Raw genomic sequence first — 18154 nt, 5'->3', positions numbered from 1 at the left:
AACACCCCCCGCACCAGTGCCTGGATCCCGCCCCCCGGTGGGATCGCTACGGCTGTCTACATGGGATGAGACGTGGCACATCCCGATTCATTACGCGACTTCCCGAAAAAACTTCGACAGCCCGAAAAGACGTCGTCGATCTCCGGCCCCGCACATCGCACGCCCGCTGGGCGGTGACAGTGCCCGAAGCCGGGCATCCGCTTGGAGTTCCGACGGAGGGTGGCTTACCTGGGAGATTCGCGAGAGAATGATGAAGTCGCGTGATGAGAGGCGCTCTCCTGCGTCTCTTCCGGTGGAGGCGCAGCTGCGCCCCGCGACAGATGGATGATTGTGCACGAAGAGAACACGACTCACGACGAAACGATCGGCGACGCCGACCTGATCCTCCGCACCCGCTCGGGAGACACGGGGGCGTTCGGTGAACTCTGGCGCCGACACTATCCGTCCGGACTCTCCGTCGCGCGCTCCGTGACCTCGTCGATCGACCCGGACGATCTGGTGCAGGAGTCGTACACGCGCATCTATCAGGCGATCCTCAAAGGCGGCGGCCCCAACGGCTCGTTCCGCGCCTACCTCTTCACGAGCATCCGCAACACGGCCGCAGGGTGGGGGCGCGCGCGCCGCGAGACGGCGATCGACGAACTCGACACCGTCGCCGACCCCGACAGCACCGACCAGGCTGCGAGCGAGGCACTCGACCGCAGCCTCACCGCTCAGGCGTTCCGCAGCCTCCCCTCCCGTTGGCAGGAGGTGCTCTGGTACACCGAGATCGAGCAGATGAAGCCGCAGGAAGTCGGGCCGCTGCTCGGCATGAAGGCCGGCGCCGTGTCGCAGTTGGCCTTCCGCGCCCGCGAAGGCCTGCGTGAAGCGTGGATCCAGGCCCATCTGCGCAGCGCCGAAGACGGCTCAGAGTGCCAGTGGACCATCGAGCACCTGGGCGCGTACTCGCGCGGCAACCTCAGCACTCGCGATCACAAGCGCCTCGAACTGCACCTGGACGAGTGCGCGCGGTGCATGATCGTCGCGGCCGAGGCGAAGGACGTCTCCAAGCGTCTGGCCCTCGTGCTGCTTCCACTCGTCCTCGGCGTCACGGGCGCCGCGGGGTACCTCGCCACGCTCCAGGGCGCCGGCACGCCGATCGTCGCCCTGGCGGCGATGCCGTCCAGCATTCCCGGTGCCGTCTTCGCCGGCGACCCCGGCGCCACGCATGCCGCAACCGGTCTCGCCGCGGCCGGCGGTTCCGGTTCTGGTTCCGGTGCCGGCGGCTCAGCGGGTGGAACGGCCGGCGCTTCGTCAGGAGCCGGATCCGCAGGTGGCATGTTCACCGGTATCGGTGCACTGGTGGGAGTGGGATCCGCCGCTCTGGTCGTGGCCGGTGTCGTCGCCGCCGCCGCGATCGTCCCCGGGCTCGCCGGTGCCGATCCCGCGACGTCGCTTCCGAACGCCGGCGATGAGGACCCGTCCTCGATCTCTGCAGATGTCGGACCCGACGAGACGATGAACCTCGACGAGCCCGTCGTCATCGAACCCCCGGTCACCGTCCCCGACGAGACCCCAGCGCCGCCGGCCGCAGAACCTCAGCCCGGCGCAGATCAGGCGGGCGCACCCGTTCCTGTACCGCCCGCCACCGTCCCGCCCGTCACGGTCCCGCCGGTCATCGTTCCGCCGGTCGTCGTCCCGCCTGTCGATCCCGTGGACCCTGTGGACCCCGTAGATCCTGTGGACCCCGTGGACCCCGTCGACCCGGTGGACCCCGTAGATCCCGTGGACCCCGTCGACCCGGTGGACCCCGTCGACCCCGTGGGTCCGGTCGTCCCCACGGAGGCACCTACGTGGCAGACCGCCACCATCTGGTTCAACGGACTCCAGGTCCACTACAGCATTCCGGTCTCGGGTGTGGCCGGCCAGAGGGTCGAGGCGCTCCTGGACGACAGCACCGGCGGAGGCGACAGCATCCTGCTCGACGAGTCCGGCTTCGGAGTCATCGATCTCCGTCCCACCTTCTGGCAGTTCATCGACGCCGACCTCACGACCGTCACGTTCCGCTACGTCCTCGCATCCGGCACGGGCCCTTCCGCGGTCACCACCCTCCTCGATCTCGAGCCCAACCGCCCCGAGACTCCGGGTGAGGTGGTTCCGGTCGAATCGGCCACAGCGGAGCCCTCCACGACGAGCGACGTTTCCGCGTCGTCTGTGCCGTCCGAGTCTGCTCCGGTCGCTACCGAGCCGGAGGCACCCGCGTCAGACCCGACACCCACACCGGTCGAAGCAGCACCGGCACCGATCGAAGCAGCACCCGCTCCGGTCGAGACGGCCCCCGTCCAGACTCCGCCGGCCGAGACCACGCCCGCAGCAGCGCCCACGGAGGCGCCCGTTGCACCGGCTGAGGAAGCCCCCACCGGCGAATAGACTGGATCCATGTCCTCGGATCCCGCTCCCGTTCCCGGCGTCGACCGTCCGGTGGTCACCGCACTCGACATCGTGCGCGCTGTCGTCCTCATCGTCGCCGTCGCCTCTCTGGCCTTGTGGGGCTTCGCGAGCTGGGATCTTCCGTGGAACATCGTCATCGGTATCGGCGCGCCGGTACTGGTGATCCTGGTGTGGGCTCTCTTCCTCTCGCCGCGACCTGTGCTGCGCGTGCACCCGTTCCTCCGTGCCGCGGTCGAGCTGCTGATCTACGTCGGCGTGACGATCGCCTGGTGGTCGATGGGGCAGGCACTCATCGGCACCGCCTTCGCCCTCGTCGCCGTGGTCGCCGGTGTGCTCAGCGGCCGGCGCGCATTGTCGTGAGATCTCCCTCATGAGTGTGCTCGCGCTCCTTGAGGAGTCCCTCGGAGCGCTCGTCGACACCGATGAGGCGACGCTCGAGGAAGCCAGAGCCGACCGCTCAGGGCACGCTGCCGCCGGCAGACCGCTCGCTGTGATCCATGCGGAGCGGGTCGAGCACGTGCAGCAGACCATGCGCATCGCGACCGCCACCCGCACACCGGTCGTGGTGCGTGGTGCCGGCACGGGTCTCGCCGGTGCCGCGAACGCCGGTACGGGCGAGATCGTCCTCTCCCTGCGCAGGATGACCGCGATCAACGAGATCCGTGCCGACGATCTGCTCGCGGTCGTCGAACCCGGCATCCTCAACGCCGACCTCAACGCCGTGCTCGCGGCTCACGGGCTGTGGTGGCCACCTGACCCCGCCAGCCGCGACATCTCCACGGTGGGTGGGAACATCGCGACAGGTGCCGGAGGGCTGCTCTGCGCCAAGTACGGGGTGGTTCGCGACGCCGTGCTGGGGGTGGACCTGGTGCTCGCCGACGGGCGCCTGCTGCACCTCGGACACCGCAGCGTCAAGGGAGTGACCGGGCTCGATCTCACCGCGTTGGTGGTCGGCTCGGAAGGCACGTTGGGCGTCGTCGTGGGCGCGACCCTCAAGCTCCGCAGGCTCGTCCCCGGGGAGACCTGCACGATCGCCGCGACCTTCTCGGGGGTGCGTCACGCTGCCGCCGCCTCGGCCGCTGTGACAGCCGCCGGCGTGCAGCCAGCCATCATGGAGCTGATGGACGCCGCGAGCCTCGCCGCCGTGCACGCGCTCCTCGCTCTTCCCATCCCGCATCAGGGAACAGCTCAGCTGACCATCCAGACCGATGGTCCGGCCGCCGCGGCCGAAGCGGAGGCGATCGCCACGATCCTGCGCGCCCATGACGGCCTCACTGTCGTCTCACACGACCGCGACGAGGGCGAGCGCCTCCTGGCGGTGCGCCGTTCGATGCATGCAGCGATGGCCTCGCTGGGGACGACGCTGATCGAAGACGTCTCGGTACCACGGAGCGCCATGCCGGCGATGTTCGACGAGATCGCCCGCATCGAACGCGAGTACGACATCGTCATCCCGACGGTGGCACACGCAGGCGACGGCAACCTGCACCCGAACTTCATCTTCGAAGGGACGCAGACACCTCCGCATGTGTGGGCGGCCGCCGACGAACTGTTCCGCGCCGCCATCCGCCTCGGAGGAACCCTCACCGGGGAGCACGGCATCGGGGTGCTCAAGCGCCGCTGGCTCGCCGACGAACTGGGCGACGACCAGTGGCGACTCCAGCGCCAGATCGCCGCGGTCTTCGATCCTCTCGGCATCCTCAACCCAGGGAAGGTCTTCAGCCCCGATGCCTGACATCCACGTGAGCGCGGCCGTGATCGTCGATGAAGCGGGGAGGGTGCTCGTGGTCCGCAAGCAGGGAACGACCATGTTCATGCAGCCCGGCGGCAAGCCGGAATCCGGCGAGTCCCCGGCGCAGACGTTGATCCGCGAGATCGAGGAGGAGCTCGGGGTGGTGCTCGATGAAGCGGCGCTCCGCCCTCTCGGCACGTTCGTCTCCGCCGCAGCGAACGAACCGGGTCACCGTGTCGTCGCCGAGGCCTTCGCGACCTCCATCGATCCCGCGACCGTCGCCGTCCAGGCCGAGCTCGCCGAGCTGCGCTGGATCACGCCCGCAGACGTCGGAACGCTCCCGCTGGCGCCGCTGAGCCTGGAGCACCTGCTCCCGATCGCCTGGCCCGCCCCGGCGAACTGAGTTCACCAGGGCAGGCATCAGGCACGTCTCAGATGCCCTGCCAGGCCGGCTTGTTGGCGAACGTGTACCGGTAGTAGTCGGCGAGCGCGAGACGCGACGCAGCCGCTTCGTCGACGACGATCGTCGCGTGCGGGTGCAGTTGGATCGCCGATCCGGGCAGGATCGCCGACAGCGGGCCCTCGACCGCACCGGCCACAGCCTCTGCCTTGCCCTCGCCGAAGGCGAGCAGCACGAGGTGGCGCGCCTCCAGGATGGTGCCGAGCCCCTGCGTGATGCAGTGCATCGGGACGTCGTCGATCGACTCGAAGAAGCGGGCGTTGTCCTCGCGCGTCTGCTCCGTGAGGGTCTTCACACGCGTACGCGATGCGAAGGAGGAGCCGGGCTCGTTGAACCCGATGTGCCCGTCGGTGCCGATCCCGAGGATCTGCAGGTCGACTCCACCGGCAGCCGCGATGGCCGCGTCGTAGTCCTCACCCGCATGCTGGATGGTGGCCTCCGCGCCGTTCGGCACGTGGATGCGCGCGGGGTCGAGACCGAGCGGCTCGACGACCTCGCGGGTGATGACCGAGCGGTAGCTCTCCGGGTGCGCCGGGTCGATGCCGACGTACTCGTCGAGGGCGAAACCACGCACCTGTGAGACGTCGCGGCCTGCGAGCTGCGTGCGCAGCGCCTGGTAGACCGGCAACGGGGTCGACCCCGTTGCGAGGCCGAGGACCGCGTCGGGACGACGCGCGATCAGCTCCACGATCTCGGTGGCGACCAAAGCGCCTGCGGCCTCGGCATTCTCGACGATGACGACCTCAGCCATGCGGGACGATCTCCTTCTCGGTGGTGGAGGCGCCGACGAGTGCGGCGCCGAATGCGGCAGCGGGGGAACCCGCGGGAAGCAGTTCGATTCTCTCATCCAGGCGGAGCGACCGCATGAACGGCGAGGCCTCCGCGCCGGCATGCAGGGCCGCGCGGAGTCCGTTCTCGAGTCGGTCGCCGAGAGCGGTCAGCCCTCCCCCGATGACCACCCTCTCCACGTCGGCGGAGAGCACGAGAACACGCACTGCGGCGGCGGCCCCGTGATAGAGGTCGTCACGGAGGGAGACAGCATGCGGATCCCCGGCGTCCGCCGCATCGAAGATGTCCCTGATGGGCAGAGTGCCGGGTCGACCCCAGGCCTTGGCCAACGCCCCTCCGCCGCAGAACGTCTCGACGCACCCGTACTGCCCGCAGCCGCACAGGCGCCCTCGCGGATCGACGGAGAGATGACCGACCTCCCCCGCGGTTCCGCGTGCGCCGCGCCAGATCCGTCCGTCGATCACGATCCCGGCAGCGACGCCGGTCCCGAGATTCAGGTAGGCCATGGAACCGGCGACTCCGCTCAGCACCGCAGCGCCGAGGGCCGCGGCCTTCACGTCGTTCTCCACGCGGAACGGGACTCCGAGAGCGAGTTCGGCCCTGACGGCGAGGTCCAGGGACTCCACGCCGAGGTTGACCGCGTGGTCGACACGGCCGGTCTCGGCGTCGACGAGGCCGGGGATGCCGATCCCGACGGAGCCGACGTCGGCAAGGGGGAACCCGTTCTCCTCCGCGAGTGCCTTCACGGCCGTAACGATGCTCTCGACGACCGCGTCATCGCCCCAACCCGTCGGTCGGCGCAGGCGTCCGCGGATGGCCCCAGAGGGGTCCACAGCGACCGCGTCGATCTTCGTGCCGCCGACGTCCAGGCCCACTCGAATCGGCCGACCGGCGCGGTCGGCAGTGCTCGCACCCGTCATCGGATGCTGCTCCCGGCCGTGCCGTCAACGGTGCAGATGACGTTCACGACACTCCCAGCTGTCCCGAGAGCACCATGACCGCAGCTCCGCGCAGGACGATGTCCTCCTGGTGCGTCAAACGCACGACGACGTCTTCGAACACGCCCTCGAGGGTGCGCGCGCGCAACGTCGCGATGGCGGCCTCGATCAAGATGCCGTCGAGCAGCTCCGCCGGACCGGAGATCACCACCTCGGAGAGGTCGAGGGCAGCGACGATCGGAGCGGTCGCGATCGCCATCCGCGTCCCGGCATCGCGGAGGATCTCATCGCGTGCCTCGGGATCAGCGGCGATCGCCGCCTCGAGCCGACTCACGCTGAGCCACGCCTCGAGACAGCCGTCCTTCCCGCACGCGCAGCGAGGGCCCCCGTCGGTACCGACGACGACGTGACCGATCTCTCCCGCGGCGAAGCGGCTGCCCAGCAGAGGCTGGCTGCCGGTGATGAGGCCGGCGCCGACACCCTTGCCGATCTTGATCAGCATGAAGTCGGCCTTCGCCTCGCCGAACGTGTACTCGGCGAGCACCGCCGCGTTGGCGTCGTTGCGGGCGAGGACCGGAAGGTCGAGATCGACGCCGAGCTTCGCCTCCAGCGGGAAGTTCGTCCAGCCGAGGTTGGGAGAGCTCAGGACGAGCCCGTCGGGACGCACGACACCCGGGGTGCCGATGCCGACGCCCAGCAGCGGCTGAGTCGAGGCCTCGACCAGCGTCTGTGCGAGTTCCCGCAGCGCCGCGTATGCCGCCTCCCCGTCGGGGGATTTCGGACGCGGCACCTCGCGCCGCTCCAGCACGTCTCCGTCGAGGCTCAGCACCGCCCCGGTGAAGGCGTCGGGGCCGGAGAGATCGAGGCCGACGATCTGATGGCCGAAGCGATCGATGTCGATGAGGATGGGCGGCTTGCCCGGCCCCACCGCTTCACGGACACCCATCTCGATGACGATCCCGTCGGCGATGAACTCGGCGACCAGGTCGGAGATGGTGACACGGGTGAGGCCCGTCTCCCGGGAGAGGTCGGCGCGACTCATCGCCCCCGAGTGGTACAGCGTCTGCAGCACCAGTGCACGGTTGTGACCGCGCGCATGCTCTGGCAGCACCTTTGATCGCGAGCGCAGGTGGCGCCCCGGGCCGAAGGCGTGCGCATTCGCACCGGCGTACTCTGACGGCGATGCGGAACGCTGTTCATCCGAAACGGACATGTTTGTTAGTAGACCTTACGAACAAAATTTGCGCAACCTCTGCCCGCGGACGCGCTGGCAGGGTTACCGAAACGTTACATTACTTTCGATCGTCGACGACGACCGTGCGTGAGCGCCCGATGAGGCGCTCGACCAGGCCGGCGACGATCTGCTCCCGCGCCTCGATCGTGAGCGGCTTGCCCGGCACGCCGGGACGGCGCTGCTCGGGCTCCGGCCCGTCAAGGGGACGATACCGCACCCCCGCTGCGGCGAGCCGGCGCAGGTGCATCGGCAGACGCCGCTCGAAGTCGGCGTAGGGTCCCGGCTCCCCGCCGTCCCACAGACGCTCCGCGATCGCGGCGAGTCGAGGGAACATCGCGAAGTCGACGCGGTCCCTGGTGGGCAGGTGCTCGCTCCACACGTTCGCCTGCCCGCCCACAGCGCCGTCTTCGACACGCAGGGAGTACGCGCGCTCGATCGTGAGAGGCGGGCCCACTCTGATCGGCTCCTCCTCCGACTCCGACTGCGGGTAGTCGAGGTAGACCTCGAGGTCGGGGCACGCGACGACCTCGATGCCGAGCCGCAGCGCCTCACGCATCGCGGCGGGACCCCGCCACGCGAGGATGCGCACGCCCTCGGGCACGTCGCCTTCGAGGACCTCGTCCCAGGCCAGTGCCGTGCGGCCTCGTCCGCGGACATGCGCGACGAACTGCTCCGTGAACCACGGCTGCACGTCGTGTGCAGACTCGAGTCCGAGTTGTCGCATGCGCTCGGCCGCCGCGGCGCTCTGCTCCCACTCGGTCACCGGCACCTCGTCACCGCCGATGCCTATCCACTCCGAGTCGAACGCATCGCAGAGAGCATCGATCGCGGCGAACCCGAAGGCCAGGGCCTCGTCCGTCGGGGCGAGGGTGCGCGGATTGACCCCGAAGCGCTCCCATGCGGACAGCACAGGCTCTCCGACGTCGACGTTGCCGAGCTCCGGATACGCGGCGAGACCCGCTTGGATGTGTCCGGGCAGCTCGACCTCCGGCACGAGGGTCACGAAACGTTCTCGCGCATAGGCGACGAGCTCTCGCAGCTCCGCTGTCGTGTAGAAGCCCTCGTGCACTCCCGGCTCCACGGTGGACAAGGGGCCGTGTCCGAGCTGGGTGGCTTCCCGTCGCGCGCCCACTTCCGTGAGCCGAGGGAAGCCGGGCACCTCGAAGCGCCACCCCTGATCGTCCGTGAGATGAAGGTGCAGCACGTTCAGGTGATGATCGGCGAGGAGATCGACCAGACGACGGACCTCGTCGACGGTCCGGAAGTGCCTGGCGACGTCGAGCATCGTCCCTCGCCAGCTGTACGCGGGCGCTCCCTCCCACACCCCGGCGGGGATGTGGGCCGATGCAGCGTCCGGATCCCGCAGCTGCCGCAGAGTGGTGGCACCGCGGAACACGCCGGCGGGGCTCGCTCCTCTGATCTCGACTCCGGCTGCACTCACGCTCACCCGGAAGGCCTCGTCACCGACACGTCCTCGCGCCGCGGCCTCAGCGCCGAGGTTCTCGTCGACCATCAGTCGGATCGGCGGGAGTTCGGCGTCGCCCGCGCCGGCGAGACCGCCCAGCCGGGCGGCAGCGGCGACGAGCTCAGGGGCCGAGAGGATCGGCGTGCGCTCCGTCCACGCGAATCCGGAGGCGACCGGATCGATGCGGGCACCGATGTGCGGCACGGTGGCGCGATGCGGCGGGGGCGGCATCCGCAGTGCGCGTCCGGGGGTCCGCCCCGTCGCCTCGCCCTCCGACACCACCGGCACTCCCCCGACAAGTACCTCGATGATCCCGCGCGGCGGTGCGAAGGGGGAGTCGAACGTGGCCCCCGCCTCGACCGTCTCCGGGTCGAAGAGCACGAGGTCGGCGGTCGCTCCCCGCCGGACGACGCCCCGAGGTGCGTCACCCCGGTCGAGTCCCAGCCGATGCGCCGGCGTCCCCGACAGGTGTCGGACGGCCTCCTCCCAGGTGAGGATGCCGAGCTCGCGCACGTAGTGTCCGAGGTACCGCGGGAACGTACCCCGACCACGCGGATGAGGCCGCGCCCCGATCAGGATCCCATCACTGCCTCCCGTGTGCTGCGAGTGACGCATGATCGTCCGGACGTTCTCCTCGTCTCCGATGTGCATGAGGATTCCGGTGGCGGCGGCGTCCTCCACGATCGTGTCGAGCACCACATCGACGGCACGGCGACCGGTCGTGGTCGCGATCTCGGCGATGGTGCGGCCGATCAGACCCGAGAGGGCGGGGTTCACGGTGCCGGAGACCTGGATCTGCGTCCAATCGGCCCTCTCGCCGTGGAATCCGTCGCAGCCGACGTCTTCCAGTTCCACGCGGACGGCCTCCCTGCCCGCTTCGTCGAGCGCGGAGACGGCAGCGAGCAGGTCGCCGGATTCCGCCAGCCTGCTCGGCAGCAGAGCGGAGAGCGTCGTGGCGCCGGGCAGATACGGGTACGTGTCGAGCGTCACGTCGACGCCGTCCTCGATCGCCTCGTCGATCAGGGCCAGGAGCTCATCGGCGCGGCCGCGGTTCGGGGCGAAGTTCATCGTCGCGTGTGTGAGATGCACGGGGCACCCGGTGCGCCGACCGATGTCGAGCGCCTCCCGGTAGGCCTCCAGCGCCGCTCCCCCGTAGCTCCGGGTGTGCGGCGCCCAGTAGCCTCCTCGCTCGGCGACGATGCGGCACAGCGCTTCGAGCTCCGCCGTGTCCGCGTACATCCCCGGCGTGTAGGTGAGGCCGCTCGACATGCCGAAGGCTCCCGCGTCCAGCGCGCGACCCAGGATCTCCCCCATCGCGGTGAGCTCCGCAGTCGTCGCCCGACGGTTCTCGTGGCCGACGACCATCATCCGCAGATTCCCCTGGGGGACGAGGACGGCGGCGTTCGCGACCGCTGCGGCGTCGATCGCCGCGAGCAGGTCGTCCATCGTCCGCCACGGCACGTCGGCCGGAGTTCCGTTCCACCCGGCGATCTGCGCGGGGATGATCGCCGCCGCCGCATCGTCGAGGGGCGCATAGCCCAGGCCGTCCTGACCGAGCACCTCGGTCGTCACGCCCTGGCGGATCTTGGCGTCGTGCGCCGCGCCGCTCAGCACTGCGAGCTCGCTGTGCGCGTGCATGTCGATGAATCCGGGCGCGAGGACGAGTCCCTCTGCCGCGACCTCCACGGCGCCCTCGGGAAGTTCGAGTTCGGGGAGCTCGAGTTCAGGATTCACCGCACCGGCCGGGAGGATAGCCACGACCCTCGCGCCCTCCACCGCGACGTCGGCCACGTACCGGGGCGCCCCCGTCCCGTCGATGACGGTGGCTCCGCGGTACACCCGCACCTGTCCGGCGGCGGCCTTCTCGGCACTCAGAAGCACGTCGCCACCGCCCCGATCACGCGCGGATCGACGGCATCGGGGTCGTCGATCACGGCGACGACCCTCCACTTGTCGAAGGCGGTGCACGGGTGGGAGAGCCCGAGACGGACGACATCGCCCACCGCGACCGTGTCATCGCCCGTGAGGCTCAGGAACGCATGCTGATCGTTCAGCGCCGTGATCTCCCCCCGCAGCCCCTGCGGGATCGGCAGATCCAGGTCGAAGGGCACATCGCGCCGTCCGGCGTCGAGGAGCGCAAGGCCGTCCTCGGGCTGCGACACCACCCGCGACCAGGCGTGCATCCCCGAGCGCAGAGGCGCGGTGCCGACGAGCGGTCCGAACGGAGACATGCGCGAGTAGAAGCCGTCGTCGTGGATCTGGAACGCCCCCGAACGCAGGACGACGTCCACGTCGTCCCCGGCGGCTGCGAGGACGGCGGCCGCCCGATCAGGGAAGGCGCTGCCTCCCGCGCTGAGAATCGGACGGAGACCGTGCGGGTACTCCAGTCGGGCGTGCAGATCCACGAGCGTCTGCAGGTACGCGTCGACGGCGGCGACCGAGGCATCGGAGCGATCGGGACCGAAGGGCCCCTCGTATCCCGCGACGCCGGCGAGGCGCAGCCCGGATGCGTCCGAGACGGCCTTCCCGATCCGCTCGCCCTCCTCCACGCTCCGTGCGCCCGTGCGGCCGTGCGCGCCGCCGAGTTCGACCAAGACATCGAGCGGACGCGCGGCATCGTGCATCCCCCGCGCGAGGATGGCCACTCCCTCGAGAGAGTCCGCCCAGCACAGCACGCGCAGGTCGGGGTCGGCTGCGAGCAGTGCCCCCAGGCGACGCACCGCAGTGAGATCGGTGACCGCGTTCGCGATCAGCACGGTCGCGACGCCCGCGTCGACGGCGACTTCGGCCTGCCAGGGCGTCGCCACGGAGATCCCCCATGCCCCCGCGTCGAGCAGTCGCTGCCAGAGGGCCGGAGCCATCGTGGTCTTGCCGTGTGGTGCGAGGAGCACCCGGCGCTCCCTCGCCCATGCGAAGACGGTCTCCTCGTTGTGCGCGAGGGAGCCCTCGTGCACCGTCAGCACCGGCGTCACCAGGTCGGAGAGATGCAGATCCGCATCCCCCACCTGCGAGAGGCGGAGTCCCGCTGCGTGCGCAGGAAAGCCCTTCGTCCAGGTGCCGAGAACGGGATCCGGAATTTGTAGAGGCATCTAACAATGCTACTAGGCTGGCGGCATGACCGCGAAGATCCGAGTTTCCACCGACGCAGCCCCCGCCCCCGCCCACACCTTCTCGCAGGGTATCCGCAAGGGCCCGTTCGTGCAGGTCTCCGGCCAGGGACCCGTGGACCCGAAGACCAACGAGTACCTGCACCCCGGGGACGTCGCTGCCCAGACCACCCGCACGCTCGAGAACGTGAAGGCGATCGTCGAGGCGTCCGGCGCGACGTTCGACGACGTCGTCATGCTGCGCGTCTACCTGACCAAGCGCGAGGACTTCCCGATCATGAACGACGCGTACGGCGCCTTCGTGACCGCTCACACGACCAACGGCGTCCTGCCGTCGCGCACCACGGTCTTCACCGGCCTTCCGCGCGAGGAGATGCTCGTCGAGATCGACGGCATCGCCATCATCGACTGACGTCTGCGTTGCGGGGAGGCACGTTATCACGGACCGTTGCCTCCCCGTTACCTCCCATCCCGTACCATTGGACGTCAGGACACGTTTGAGAGCCGGGGGGTGAAGTTCGTGACCGATCTGATTTCTGCGCCGGGCGCAGCAGCCGAGGCGCGTGGAGACGACTCCGCGCCCACTGCAGTGCTCGCGCCGACGGACGCTCCCACGGAGACCGTCCCGCCGACCACCGGTGACCAGCCGCTCGCCTGGGCTCCGATCGAACCGTCTCCCAAGAAACGTCGCCTCGGCCTCTGGATCGGCCTCGGGCTGGGAGTCGTCGCCCTCGGCGCCGGAGCCGCGTCGATGATCCTGATCGCACCGGGAACCACGGTCGCCGGGATCCCGGTCGGCTGGATGACTCCTGGCGCCGCCGCCGACGCCATCGACGCCCGCCTCGCTCAGACCGAGATCACGCTCACCGGCGCGGGAGACGGCACCGTCCTCACCGGCGCCGACCTCGGTGCGGACGTCGACGCCACCGCTCTCGCCGACAAGGCTTTCGCGGAGCACCCGCTGTGGAACCTCGGCGCCTGGATGGGCGACCCCGTCCCCGCAGAGATCGCCTTCGACACCGCGAAGGCGGACGCCGCGCTGCGTGGCGCCGTGCCGACCAGCTTCGACGACCCGGTGGATGCCGGTGTCGTCTTCGATGCCGCCAGCGGCACCTTCGTGATCACACCGGCAGAGGCCGGAACAGGGATCGACCTCGCCGACCTCAACGCCGCCTTCACGGCAGCCGTCGAAGAGGGTCGCAGCGCGCTCGAGTACTCGGGAGACGCCGCGGAAGCCGCGCCGGCCGTCTCCGATGACGACGCCACCGCCACCGCCACCGCTCTCAACACGATGCTTCCCACCGTCGGCTTCTACGTCGGCGAGGAGCGGACCGTCCCGGTCGATCCCGCCGTCGCCGCCTCCTGGCTCACGGTCGTCGATGACGACGGACAGCTGAGCATCAAGGCCGACCCCCAGGCGATCCAGGCCACCGTGGACAGTCTCCCCTCCGTCGTCGACCGCGCGCCGGTCAACGCGACCAACATCGTCGACTCCGCCGGCACCGTGCTCCGTGCGGAGCAGGAGGGTGCCACCGGTCGAGCGCTGGGAGACACGTCAGGCATCGCGGACCAGTTCGCCGAGCAGCTGGCAGCCGGAAACGGAGCCTTCGCGCTCTCGGTCACCGAGACGCCCTTCGAGACGGTGAACCTGTTCCGCCGCATCGACATCAACCTCAGTTCGCAGCGGGCCGTCCTCTACGAGAACGGCGCTGTCGTGAACTCGTGGGCCGTGTCCACCGGCCTGCCAGGGACTCTGACGCCCACCGGCAACTTCAAGGTGTTCGCGCACACGCGTATCCAGGACATGGGCTGCTACGAGGGCGCCCCGTACTGCACGAAGGACGTGCCCTGGATCACCTGGTTCGCTCCGAACATCGGCTTCCACGGCACGTACTGGCACAACAACTTCGGCCAGCGCATGAGCCACGGTTGCGTCAACCTGCCGATCGACCTCGCCAAGTACGTCTACGACTGGTCCCCCAAGGGGCTCGAGGTCTCCGTCCACTACTGACGAAGCGTTCCGCGCTCGCTCGGGCAGACGGGCCGAACACGAAGAAGGGGGCGGATGCCGAAGCATCCGCCCCCTTCGCTCGTCTCAGCGCAGGGCGTCGACGATCGTGTTCAGCGTCGTGGACGGACGCATGACGGCCTCGACCAGCTTCTCGTCCGGACGGTAGTACCCGCCGATCTCCGCGGGCTGTCCCTGCACGGCGTTGAGCTCGGAGACGATGGCCTCCTCGTTCGCGGCGAGCTTCTCGGCGATCGGCGCGAAGGCCGCAGCGAGCTCGGGATCCTTCGTCTGCGCTGCCAGCTCCTTCGCCCAGTACAGGCCGAGGTAGAAGTGGCTGCCGCGGTTGTCGATCGTGCCGAGCGCACGGCCGGGCGAGCGGTCCTCCTCGAGGAAGGTTCCGGTCGCGGCGTCCAGCGTCTCCGCAAGCACGCGGGCCTTGTCGTTGCCCGTGCGGTCGGCGAAGTGCTCGAGCGAAGCCGCCAGCGCGAAGAACTCACCCAGCGAGTCCCAGCGCAGGTAGTTCTGCTCGACCAGCTGCTGCACGTGCTTGGGAGCGGAACCACCGGCACCCGTCTCGAACAGCCCACCACCGGCGAGCAGCGGCACGATCGAGAGCATCTTGGCGCTCGTGCCGACCTCGAGGATCGGGAACAGGTCGGTCAGGTAGTCACGCAGCACGTTGCCGGTCACCGAGATGGTGTCGAGCCCGTGACGCATGCGGGCGAGCGTGTACCGCGTGGCCTCTTCCGGCGCGAGGATCGTGATCGTCAGGCCCTTGGTGTCGAGCGTGGCGAGGCCCTGGTGCACCTTCGCGATGATCTGGGCGTCGTGCGAGCGGTTCGCGTCCAGCCAGAACACGGCGGGGTCGCCGGTCGCGCGTGCACGCGTCACGGCGAGCTTGACCCAGTCCATGACGGGGATGTGCTTGGTCTGCGTCGCGCGCCAGATGTCGCCCTTGCCGACCTCGTGCTCGATGAGCACGGTGCCCTCGCTGTCGAGCACCTGGACGATGCCGTCCGCCGCGATCTCGAAGGTCTTGTCGTGGCTGCCGTATTCCTCGGCCGCCTGCGCCATGAGACCCACGTTCGGGACGGTACCGATCGTGGCGGGGTCGAGCGGGCCGTTCGCGATCACATCGTCGATGACGGCCTGGTAGACGCTCGCGTAGGACGAGTCCGGGATGACCGCGATCGTGTCGGCCTCCTCGCCGTCCTTGCCCCAGAGCTTCCCACCGTTGCGGACGAGGGCGGGCATCGACGCGTCGACGATGACATCGCTGGGCACGTGGAGGTTGGTGATCCCCTTGTCGGAGTTCACGTACGACAGGCGCGGCCCCTCGGCGATGGCCTTGTCGAACGCCGCAGCGATCTCCTCGCCACCGGCGACATTCGACAGGCCTGCAAGGATCGAGCCGAGGCCGTCGTTCGCGCTGAGTCCGGCTTCGGCGAGCTGCGTGCCGTACTGGTCGAAGACGTCCTTGAAGAACGCCTTCACGACGTGACCGAAGATGATCGGGTCGCTGACCTTCATCATCGTGGCCTTGAGGTGCACGGAGTAGAGCACGTCGTCGGCCTTGGCCGCCTCGAGCGTCTCCGCGAGGAACGCGTCCAGCTCCTTCGCGGAGAGGAACGTGGCGTCGATGATCTCACGCGGGAGGACCTTGAGGCCCTCCTTGAGGATCGTGACGGTGCCGTCCTGCGCCGTGTGACGGAACGAGAGGACGTCGTCGTGGGCCGCGACCCACGAGCGCTCGTTGTGCTTGAAGTCGTCGTGGCCCAAGGTCGCGACGCGGGTTTTCGAGCCGTCCGCGAAAGGCTTGTTGCGGTGCGGGTGCTTCTTGGCGTAGTTCTTCACCGCGAGCGGTGCGCGACGGTCGCTGTTGCCCTCGCGCAGCACGGGGTTCACTGCGGAGCCCTTGATGCGGTCGTAGCGGGCGCGGACGTCCTTCTCCTCCAGGGAGGTCGGCTCGTCCGGGAAGTCGGGGATGTCGAAGCCCTGCTTCTGCAGCTCGGCGATCGCACCCTTCAGCTGCGGGATGGACGCCGAGATGTTCGGCAGCTTGATGATGTTGGCCTCGGGGAGGGTGGCGAGGCCACCGAGCTCGGCGAGAGCGTCACCCACCTGCTGCTCGGGAGCGAGCTTCTGCGGGAAGGCGGCGAGGATGCGTCCGGCCAGCGAGATGTCGCGCGTCTCGACCTCGATGCCGGCCTGGCCGGTGTATGCCTGGATGATCGGGAGGAACGAGGCGGTGGCGAGCGCCGGTGCCTCGTCTGTGTACGTGTAGATGATGGCGTCGTCGGTCACCGGGAGGTACTCCGTTCGCGGGGAAATTTGTCTCGATACCAAGATACCTGAGCCGGTCTGGCCCTGTGGTCCGCGCCTGCGACCGCCGACCACCCCATGTCGACGAACGGCCACAGAGAGGCGAAATCTTCGTCGGAAACGTGTCCCGCCTCTCCGGAGGGGTTAGCCTGGGTCCATGTCCGAACTGCGCATGGTCGAACTCTCCGCTGCGACGATCGTCGCCGTGAACAACCTGTCGCTCAAGCCCGGACAGGAGCAGTTCCTCGCTCCGGTCTCGTACGGGATCGCCGCGACCGTCATCAACCCGCAGACCTCCTGGCAGCGGGTGATCCTGGACGGCAACGAGGTCGTCGGCTTCGTCAGCGCCAACTTCGACGACGAGGCCCCGGAGGAGCACTTCCGCTCCGTGCTGTGGCGCATCAACGTCGACGCGGACGACCAGGGTCGCGGCGTCGGCCGCTTCGCCGTCGAGGCGCTCATCGACGAGGCGCGTGAACGCGGAGTCGACCACGTCAACGTGATCTACGAAGCCGGCGAGGACGGCCCGGAGGCCTTCTTCCGTCGCGTCGGCTTCACCCCCGTCGGGGAGACGGCCTACGGCGAGGTCATCGCCGAGATCCGGGTCACGTCCTAGACCGGGCGGCGGGGTCTCGAATCCCCTCCCCCATCGAGACCTCGTCGCCCTTCACTCCCCTTCGGGGGAGCGCTCTCACAGCCCTGGCGGGTTCTCAGGAACGGTCGTCGGGGGTGCCCCCGGGTTTCCGCCGGCTCGTCCACGATGAGAGAGCGGCCGCGGCCGCTCCGGCAGCGCGATCGATGGCCTCGGCGGAACGGTTCAGCATGTCTTGAGCGGCATCCTGCCACGCCGGCGTCGCCGGCGCCTCCCCCGCGTGCACCTTCGCGGCGTGTTCGGCGGCTTCGAACGCCCGCTCGAGCTCGGCGACAGCGTCACGATAGGCGGCGAACTCAGCCGGGGTGATGCGTCCGGAGGCCGCGCGGCGCATCTCCGTCGCGTGTCCGGCGGCACGGAAGTATGCGGCCGTCTCCGCGGACTTCACGTCGGTCATCGCCGGATAGGAGATCTGCAGAGCGGGGTCGGTCTCGTAACGCATCCAGCGTGCCGTCACCGCGTCATGCGCGGCGTGGAGTCGCTCGATCGGGCGCGGCTCCGCCGCGGAAGGCACGGCGGCGCGAGCCGCGTTCAGCCGCACCTGGCGCGCGCGCACATCGGCCGACGCGGCCTTCGCATCGCGCTCCCGCTCCTTCAGCATCCGCCGAGCCCCTGCCACCTGTTCGGGCGTCGCTCGCTGGGCCGCCCGCTCCGCCGTGACGCGAGCCAGGTCGGCGCGCGCGATCTTCCACGCGGTGCGCCGCTCGGCGGCGACCAGCTGTGCCTCTCTCAGATCGTGGCGGGCGGCATCGACCGCGAGCCTGCGTCCGCTCACCGTGCTGTTGCGACGTCGCATTCCCATCACACCCACCGTTCCCGCGGCGACTGCCGTCGGCGCGATCCACCACCACTCGGCGACGAGCAGCAGGGGGTCCATACCTCGATGCTACTCAGACGCAGACGACTTCCGGTCGCGATATGACAGCTCAACTGCGCCAGACGGCTGTCATATCGCGACCGGAAGAGGCAGATCAGACGAGGGTCTCCTGCCAGGCCGCATGCAGCTGCGCGAAC

14 protein-coding genes are annotated in these 18154 nt (G+C 69.4%); 7 read left to right on the top strand and 7 right to left on the bottom strand.

Annotation, left to right across the window (positions count from 1 at the left end; all coding sequences use genetic code 11):
* Positions 1 to 330 precede the first annotated feature (330 nt).
* From AX744_RS21190 to AX744_RS03915, 4 genes are read left to right on the top strand one after another with little or no spacing between them, the layout of a single operon-like run.
* The gene (locus AX744_RS21190) at positions 331 to 2409 is read left to right on the top strand and encodes a sigma-70 family RNA polymerase sigma factor (protein ID WP_061015453.1); all 2079 of its coding nucleotides are present in this window, start codon (positions 331 to 333) and stop codon (positions 2407 to 2409) included.
* Between the two features lie 9 nt (positions 2410 to 2418).
* Positions 2419 to 2790 (top strand): YrdB family protein, encoded by a 372-nt coding sequence (locus tag AX744_RS03925; protein WP_046748837.1) that lies wholly within the window; start codon positions 2419 to 2421, stop codon positions 2788 to 2790.
* Between the two features lie 10 nt (positions 2791 to 2800).
* Positions 2801 to 4165, top strand: coding sequence for an FAD-binding oxidoreductase (locus tag AX744_RS03920; RefSeq protein ID WP_058632681.1), 1365 nt, complete (start codon positions 2801 to 2803; stop codon positions 4163 to 4165).
* On the top strand, positions 4158 to 4565 hold the full coding sequence (locus tag AX744_RS03915) for an NUDIX hydrolase (RefSeq protein ID WP_046748835.1): 408 nt from the start codon (positions 4158 to 4160) through the stop codon (positions 4563 to 4565). Before AX744_RS03920 ends, AX744_RS03915 begins: the two co-directional genes overlap by 8 nt.
* A gap of 28 nt (positions 4566 to 4593) precedes the next feature.
* Here the strand turns inward: AX744_RS03915 and nagB are convergent, their stop codons facing one another.
* From nagB to AX744_RS03890, 5 genes are all read right to left on the bottom strand, one after another.
* Positions 4594 to 5373 (bottom strand): glucosamine-6-phosphate deaminase, encoded by a 780-nt coding sequence (gene nagB / locus AX744_RS03910; protein ID WP_046748834.1) that lies wholly within the window; start codon positions 5371 to 5373, stop codon positions 4594 to 4596.
* Complete coding sequence (locus AX744_RS03905) at positions 5366 to 6331, bottom strand: ROK family protein (RefSeq protein ID WP_171010998.1); 966 nt, start codon at positions 6329 to 6331, stop codon at positions 5366 to 5368. The genes nagB and AX744_RS03905 overlap by 8 nt, the downstream gene beginning before the upstream one ends.
* A gap of 43 nt (positions 6332 to 6374) precedes the next feature.
* Positions 6375 to 7562: an ROK family transcriptional regulator gene (locus AX744_RS03900; protein ID WP_058632679.1), complete on the bottom strand. Its 1188-nt coding sequence runs from the start codon at positions 7560 to 7562 to the stop codon at positions 6375 to 6377.
* Positions 7563 to 7641: 79 nt separating this feature from the next.
* Positions 7642 to 10929: a family 20 glycosylhydrolase gene (locus tag AX744_RS03895; protein WP_061015452.1), complete on the bottom strand. Its 3288-nt coding sequence runs from the start codon at positions 10927 to 10929 to the stop codon at positions 7642 to 7644.
* Positions 10920 to 12137 (bottom strand): alanine racemase, encoded by a 1218-nt coding sequence (locus AX744_RS03890; protein ID WP_231728733.1) that lies wholly within the window; start codon positions 12135 to 12137, stop codon positions 10920 to 10922. Before AX744_RS03890 ends, AX744_RS03895 begins: the two co-directional genes overlap by 10 nt.
* A 25-nt stretch (positions 12138 to 12162) precedes the next feature.
* Here AX744_RS03890 and AX744_RS03885 point away from each other — a divergent pair, with 25 nt between their 5' ends.
* Both AX744_RS03885 and AX744_RS03880 read left to right on the top strand, forming a co-directional pair.
* Positions 12163 to 12567: a RidA family protein gene (locus AX744_RS03885; RefSeq protein ID WP_046748830.1), complete on the top strand. Its 405-nt coding sequence runs from the start codon at positions 12163 to 12165 to the stop codon at positions 12565 to 12567.
* 108 nt (positions 12568 to 12675) lie between these two features.
* Positions 12676 to 14166 carry a L,D-transpeptidase family protein gene (locus AX744_RS03880; protein WP_231728732.1) on the top strand — a complete coding sequence of 497 codons (1491 nt, stop codon included), beginning with the start codon at positions 12676 to 12678 and terminating at the stop codon, positions 14164 to 14166.
* Positions 14167 to 14250: 84 nt separating this feature from the next.
* Here AX744_RS03880 and AX744_RS03875 read toward each other — a convergent pair whose 3' ends face one another.
* Complete coding sequence (locus AX744_RS03875; RefSeq protein WP_061015450.1) at positions 14251 to 16470, bottom strand: NADP-dependent isocitrate dehydrogenase; 2220 nt, start codon at positions 16468 to 16470, stop codon at positions 14251 to 14253.
* A 175-nt stretch (positions 16471 to 16645) separates the two neighbouring features.
* On the opposite strand from AX744_RS03875, the gene AX744_RS03870 reads away from it, so the two are divergent.
* Entirely contained in the window at positions 16646 to 17104 is a 459-nt protein-coding gene (locus AX744_RS03870) for a GNAT family N-acetyltransferase (RefSeq protein ID WP_058632674.1), read from the top strand.
* Positions 17105 to 17198: 94 nt separating this feature from the next.
* Here AX744_RS03870 and AX744_RS03865 read toward each other — a convergent pair whose 3' ends face one another.
* Positions 17199 to 18017: a hypothetical protein gene (locus AX744_RS03865; protein ID WP_058632673.1), complete on the bottom strand. Its 819-nt coding sequence runs from the start codon at positions 18015 to 18017 to the stop codon at positions 17199 to 17201.
* Positions 18018 to 18154 lie beyond the last annotated feature (137 nt).

This window comes from Microbacterium sp. CCH5-D1, assembly GCF_001557335.1.
Classification (GTDB): Bacteria; Actinomycetota; Actinomycetes; order Actinomycetales; family Microbacteriaceae; genus Microbacterium; species Microbacterium oxydans.
This window is presented reverse-complemented; position numbering and strand designations above follow the sequence as displayed.

Excerpts from the sequence above, each read along its gene's own strand:
- AX744_RS03920 (WP_058632681.1), top strand. The coding sequence starts at position 2,801 with ATGAGTGTGCTCGCGCTCCTTGAGGAGTCCCTCGGAGCGCTCGTCGAC.
- AX744_RS03865 (WP_058632673.1), bottom strand. The coding sequence starts at position 18,017 with ATGGACCCCCTGCTGCTCGTCGCCGAGTGGTGGTGGATCGCGCCGACG.
- AX744_RS03885 (WP_046748830.1), top strand. The coding sequence starts at position 12,163 with ATGACCGCGAAGATCCGAGTTTCCACCGACGCAGCCCCCGCCCCCGCC.
- AX744_RS03925 (WP_046748837.1), top strand. The coding sequence starts at position 2,419 with ATGTCCTCGGATCCCGCTCCCGTTCCCGGCGTCGACCGTCCGGTGGTC.
- AX744_RS03905 (WP_171010998.1), bottom strand. The coding sequence starts at position 6,331 with ATGACGGGTGCGAGCACTGCCGACCGCGCCGGTCGGCCGATTCGAGTG.
- AX744_RS03915 (WP_046748835.1), top strand. The coding sequence starts at position 4,158 with ATGCCTGACATCCACGTGAGCGCGGCCGTGATCGTCGATGAAGCGGGG.
- nagB (WP_046748834.1), bottom strand. The coding sequence starts at position 5,373 with ATGGCTGAGGTCGTCATCGTCGAGAATGCCGAGGCCGCAGGCGCTTTG.
- AX744_RS03870 (WP_058632674.1), top strand. The coding sequence starts at position 16,646 with ATGTCCGAACTGCGCATGGTCGAACTCTCCGCTGCGACGATCGTCGCC.
- AX744_RS03900 (WP_058632679.1), bottom strand. The coding sequence starts at position 7,562 with ATGTCCGTTTCGGATGAACAGCGTTCCGCATCGCCGTCAGAGTACGCC.
- AX744_RS03890 (WP_231728733.1), bottom strand. The coding sequence starts at position 12,137 with ATGCCTCTACAAATTCCGGATCCCGTTCTCGGCACCTGGACGAAGGGC.